4 protein-coding genes are annotated in these 6000 nt (G+C 44.3%); 2 read left to right on the top strand and 2 right to left on the bottom strand.

Annotation, left to right across the window (positions count from 1 at the left end):
• Window positions 1-455: 455 nt before the first annotated feature.
• Together GJR95_RS32605 and GJR95_RS32600 are read right to left on the bottom strand one after the other, a co-directional pair.
• Window positions 456-1673 (bottom strand): carcinine hydrolase/isopenicillin-N N-acyltransferase family protein, encoded by a 1218-nt coding sequence (locus GJR95_RS32605; RefSeq protein ID WP_162389842.1) that lies wholly within the window; start codon window positions 1671-1673, stop codon window positions 456-458.
• Complete coding sequence (locus GJR95_RS32600) at window positions 1642-2643, bottom strand: GlxA family transcriptional regulator (protein WP_162389841.1); 1002 nt, start codon at window positions 2641-2643, stop codon at window positions 1642-1644. Before GJR95_RS32600 ends, GJR95_RS32605 begins: the two co-directional genes overlap by 32 nt.
• 399 nt (window positions 2644-3042) lie before the next feature.
• On the opposite strand from GJR95_RS32600, the gene GJR95_RS32595 reads away from it, so the two are divergent.
• Both GJR95_RS32595 and GJR95_RS32590 read left to right on the top strand, forming a co-directional pair.
• The gene (locus GJR95_RS32595) at window positions 3043-4560 is read left to right on the top strand and encodes a S41 family peptidase (protein ID WP_162389840.1); all 1518 of its coding nucleotides are present in this window, start codon (window positions 3043-3045) and stop codon (window positions 4558-4560) included.
• Window positions 4561-5085: 525 nt separating this feature from the next.
• Window positions 5086-5577: a hypothetical protein gene (locus GJR95_RS32590; protein WP_162389839.1), complete on the top strand. Its 492-nt coding sequence runs from the start codon at window positions 5086-5088 to the stop codon at window positions 5575-5577.
• Window positions 5578-6000 lie beyond the last annotated feature (423 nt).

Genomic DNA, 6000 nt, shown 5'->3' with positions numbered 1-6000 from the left:
GCCTTCATAAAGGCCTTTGATGGCTGCCTGTTTAAAGGCTTCAAAATCGAACTCGTTAGTCATGATAGTGAAAGTTAGAGGTTTTACTCCTTTCATTCACCTGTGACACAGTTTAGCGAGCAGTCTCCCCTGACCTACTCATTGTGTAATTCCAACCGTTAGAGAATGTCTGTTAGACGCCCTCAAAGTAATATGATGGTTTTATTATGTATCTGCTTCATAAATGGGGCGTTTAAAAAGACTCATACATTCATCAACCTGTCAACTGATAAAGGTCACCACAGCCAGTTCACCTACTTTACAACCAAAAGTGCAGAAGCATTGACGTAGGGGAGGTCGAACCATAACTAGCCCATGCTTGACTACGCGATGCTCTACTTCTTACCAATGGCCACACAAGAATTACTGGTAGGCCCAACACTACACAAACCGCTTGCTTGTCTGATCAGGATTTCCTACTTCTCTCGTGCGACGCTCACTTTCATTTCCGCAGCTTCCGACTTGATCGAAGCAATACGGTTCAGTGAATCAAGCTCAAAGCGTTGAAGGACCGTGGCGTTCTGATAATCCATCAGATATAAGCGCGATGACTGCTTTCGCTCCAAAAGTCTTACAGATAACAAAGTCCCCAACCTTCGTAAATCGGATTGTATATCCTTCTGGATCGGAGCCAGTACCTTCCAAAACTCGGGCGTAAAATCGTCTGGGCGAAGCGTACCAGCCTGAGTTTTCTTGATCACCTCCTGCACCAAGTTGGTCGTGACGGGCTCGTCCGCCGGGAAAGGTTCGTACCCTTCCCACAAGTACCGGTTCATGCCCGCAACCAGCGGCATCAGCGGCAGTAAGCGCTGCTGGCCAATAGCCGGAATGTCATAATAATGACCGCCTTTTTTTAGCTCTGTGGGTAAATTTAAGGTTACCCTTTCTCCCTTATCGGTCAGCGAGACCAAAGAGATATCGCCCTTGGTTAGATCATAAACACTTGAATATTTAGTGGCATATATACCCTCCTGCCGACAGGCTTTTAGAATGGGTAATCCGTTTTGGATCGATGGACTAAGGGTTGGGGTAAGCATTTTTTTGAGCGACTCGTTACCATACCCGAAGCCTCTGGATTGATGAGACTGGTTAAAATGGAGTTGTTCATCTTGGGCACTAATGATTACCGAAGCCCCCGTCTTATCGGCAATCAACATGCTGGCGGAAGCAAATCCGGGTTCTGCGTAACGTTGGTAAAAGGTGATGGCGTCGTTTACTGTTCTACAGGATTCAAGCATTCGCTCGGCCGCGTTACCTTGAAGACTTTTCAAGTTTGAGGCTGGCGTGTACGCTTCATTTGCGCCAGCAACCCAGTCAAAAGCCAATCCGTACTGATTGACGCCACCCTGCGCCCAGCCGTCATTGAATCCCAGATAGGCACAGCCATAATAGTCCTTGGTGGCTGGTTGAAACCAGATACGAGTAGCTGGATTTGAGTAATCCTCGTTATTGAAAAACAAGGTTCGTTTCGCATCTGTCAGAACAAATATGGTGCAGGAAAAAGCCGCTTCAACTGGAGTAAGCGCACATACTATCACCAAACATACATACCACCAACAGCCAAAGCCCCGACTCTTGCGATAGTTGTTGCAAACCTTCGGCTTACTTAATTCGGGTTTCATCGATTTGTTCATTGAGTTTAGATAAGTGATGGGTACTGTTCTTAGATGCGTCTTGCTGCCAGATTCGACGCAGCTGACGTGCATCCTGAAAACCACATTGCCCGGCAATGGCCTCTAGGGTCATGCCCGGATTTTGTCGTAGGGTACGCGCCCGCTCCAGACGCAGCAGCGTGGTGTAGTCACAAATGGAAAGTCCTGTTTCTTTTCGAAACGTTCGGGTCAGGTTGCGAGTACTCATACCTGCCACTTGGGCCAACTCGTCTAAGGTGATCCTGGTTTGCAGATTAGTAATTAGCCAGTCCTGAACCTGGTGAACAGCCACGTTAATGTGATTACGATAATCGAGGTAAACGCTTTTTTGCGAATGGTGGGGACCACGGCGTAAATAGACGACCAATTCACGGGCTATCTTCGAGACAAATAAGGGTCCCTGCCGCTCTTCCAAGATCGCCAGTGCCATGTCAATACCCGCCGTTACGCCTGCACTTGTATAAACTCCGCTGTCTTGGATAAACAATCGATCCTGCTGAGTAATCACTTGGGGGTACGTCGTTTGCAACTCTGCCAAACGTTTCCAGTGAGTCGTACATTTTCGGCCATCCAGTAGGCCAGCCTGAGCAACTAAAAAGGCACCCGTACAAACGGAGCATATAATTATCCCCTGGTGGTGTTGCTCACGGAGCCAGGTCAAGAAATCTTGCTCTGTTTTTAGCGCAGTCGACCGGATATAACCCATCTCCATGCCCGGGATAACGAGTAGATCGCTAGGCTGCAATTGCAGTTGGGTAAAGGATTCTACTGGGCCTATAGCCAGTCCCGCTGAACTGATAAGCTGATTTTGGAAGGAGCAATAGCGTAGTTGGTAGGGGGCTCCGTACTCGATGGCTTCGTAAAATAACTGTACGGGTCCTGCCAGATCCAACACGTGGACAAGAGGTGGTACAATAAAAACGACTTGTTGAGTAGACGGAGCGGTGGACATGATCTAGTTAAATCAGTTCATAAAAGTAGGTGATGCTCAACGTTCATGTGAGCCAAAGGCCGGACATATTGAGCCAAAAGCTATGTAGTTCAGCCCTACATACGGGTAAACGTAGTCTCTTTGATGGACTATTTGTTGGCTGGTGCAAAGTTAGTCTTTCTTCGACCCTCAATCTCCTTTGCTTGTAAATGACGATCAATCTCAACAAACGCTGGTTTTAATGTCTGTCCATTGGTCTCGCTCTGGCGGTAGTACGCGGTTCCCCGCCGGGACATTCCGACCGGTCACCGCAGCTCAATCCGTAGCCTCCGAAGCCAATTTATTCGGTAACCTTTTAGAGGTAAGTCAGTTTCCTGCTCGATTTTAATCCATTTACTACTGAACTTACTTGTACTAATCATGAAATCCGTTTTCTTGGCTGGGGTTAAATTTCCCTGCCTATTTATTCTACTGGCATTGTCCATTAGCACGCTAGCCCAAACAAAGGTGGTCGTGGATGATACTACCCCCAAACAATATCTGCCTAAGGCTTTACAAGAAGACTTCTTGATTTTTAGAAAAACCCTGGAAACTACGTATCCTAGTTTATATCGCTATGCCGATTCGGTTACCATCAATACGTATCTGAACCAGCAATTTTCCTTACTCAATAGGCCGATGGACGAAACTGAATTTTATAAAATAATTGCGCTCTGCTGTGCGCGTCTAAACGATGAGCATCTGATTGCTAAACCTTCGCCTGACTATTTCAAGAATCAGTTTGTCAACAAGGTTAAAAGTTTCCCCTTTACCTTCAAGATTATTAATCGGCGGTTTTATATTGTTAAGAGTGCTAGCATCCCATCACCCATTAAAGCGGGTTCCGAGCTTATTTCGATTAACGGCCGGCTCATGGAAGAGATTTTAAATCGGTTACTGCCTGCTATCCCGGCCGATGGCTATATTCAAACATTTAAGATTCGTCACCTGGAGGATTACTCGACCACTCAAGAAGAGAATCTGTTTGATATACTGTATCCCATTTTTGTCGAAGAAGCCACATCATTCCGTCTGGAGTACATTTTGCCGGACCAGCCCTCAACCAAACAAACCGTAGTTGTAGCTGGTCTGAGCAAAGACGAGTATCGAACATTTTATCAACAGAGGCAGGTTCTAGAAAAACCACTTACGTTTACGTATTTGAAAGAAGATGTAGCATATCTAAAGATTAGTTCGTTTCTAGGCTGGCACAGACGACGGTTTAAGCAAAACTTTGATTCGCTGTATCAAGCGATTTTTAATGAGCTCAAGGTTAAAAACATACCTCACCTGATTTTGGATCTACGAAATAACGAGGGAGGAGACACTACGGGGGAGGAACTGATTGCTTACTTATTAAAAAATCCCTACCGGCACTTTGATTACATTGAGAAAAAATATGTCGGCCTTCCCCCGGTAAGTACGTATTTAGAGAACGGGGAAAAACTCTATGTAGCGGATTCGACCGTTTATAAAACGGCATCCGGCAGCTATCGACCCAAGCCAGAATACTACCGCCAATGGACACCCCTCTTACTGGAGCAGTTACCTAAAGCGAACTATTTCAATGGACAATTGACGGTGCTGGCTAACGGGGCTTCGGGCTCCATGGCTGCGGTTGTCTGTAGTTTTATAAAGTCGAATCAGCGGGCGGTCTTTATTGGCGAGGAAACCGGTGGGGCAATGGAAGGCCCCACGGCGAGGTCTTTTACGAAATTAACCTTGCCCAATACGTATATACGTATTGATGTGCCTTTAACCAAAACGGTTAATGCCGTAACGTATACCAAAGGTAGAGGGGTCATTCCTGATTATTGGATTGAGCCGTCAATCGAGGAGCTGATTCATGGTGTGGACACCGAGCTGAACTTTGCCCTGAAGCTACTTAATCATAAGTAGAGCGTGTTTTGTTGGCTGTTTTTCAGGGATGGACTTTAGGCAGGGCAGCCTTTCCGATTTGTGAGCTGGGGAGAAACTAAGAGTTGACCAACAGCACCCATGTCCAGTTTCTTGGATTTAAAAAATGAAGATTCCAAGCGTTTCAAAAGGATTCAACATAAATTTATTCCATTAGAAAAATCTCATCAAACGCTCCCAAAAGTGAGATGCCTTTCCTTCTGGCAAATCACTGATTGCCTGAATTTTTAGACGAACTAAATCCTCTCTGACAACTGTCATACAGTTGTGGGTATAGTTACGATAAGAAACTAAGACCTGTTTGCTCACCGGGTAGCGGGGAGCCGGTAATTTGCCCCGTAGGAACCAGAAAAGGAAACTCTTAAAAGAAATGAGGCACAAAATAACCATTGAATAAAGAGAAGTAGGCTGCTCATAGTTAATTATTAGCTTTTAAAAACACCACTAATCTAGAACGCCGATTGAAAAGTAAACTGTCGGCGTTCTAGATTCCATTCACTACAGCAAATGCCAGTAATTTTAGATTTTGAACGTAAAGTAATTTTTAAAGAAGGGATTGTTAGGGCTGATACAATAAGATCAGCAAAGGACGGAAAGCCTATGGATGGGTTTCGGGCAAGTATTTACTTTAAAGATATTAATTACGTAGATACAAGCGGAAACGAGCAATCGGCAGAATTGCATCTTTCTATATTTTGGAGTTTTCAGCCCTCATCTACACTTAGTTTATTGTACAGGACCATAGACGAAATGTACTTATATAAGGGCATGATCGGGCACAAGATAATGCTTCCTGTTAATCCCGAGCCTGATTTTAATGATAATTCGGTATACATCAACGACTCACATGTACCTGTTGATGTTTTATCCATCCAAGGTATTAAGATTGCCAACAACCAGTTAGTAGCCGAACTTGAAATAAAGTTTTTAGGGCGATTCGAGGAAAGCTTTCAAAATGTATCAATGGTTAAAGTTGTCAATCTAGATATAATTCAATGATGAATGAAAAACACAGAAAGAAAAATCTGTACATGCTACCTTTTACTTGACAAAAATCTAAGTAACATTTGTCTGGAAAAGTAATAACTCTAATCTCACAAATCCCTCGTGGCTGTTGCACAACTCTCATTCAGAAAGAAAATCAACAATTTCAGCTCCTAATCAGCCACTCTTGGGTTTTAAAACACCATGCTAATAGTAGGTTAATGATATGTTTAGGAGCTCACCGGCCCACAAAAGAGTTGTGCAACAGCCATCCTCGTTTTTTTAAACCAAGCACTCTAACAAAAGGCTCTCAACTGAGACGAGTAGTATTTGTCTGCTCCAAATTTAACAGCAATTCCAAACCTAAGTTGTTGAAAAGTGTCGTGAGTGTGAAACAACAGCCCTTATGAAGCACTTCTACTTCTTACTTACATTTTG

This window comes from Spirosoma endbachense (assembly GCF_010233585.1).
Lineage (GTDB): Bacteria > Bacteroidota > Bacteroidia > Cytophagales > Spirosomataceae > Spirosoma > Spirosoma endbachense.
The sequence above is the reverse complement of the archived record's forward strand: the minus strand, read 5'-3'. Positions and strand labels throughout refer to the sequence as shown.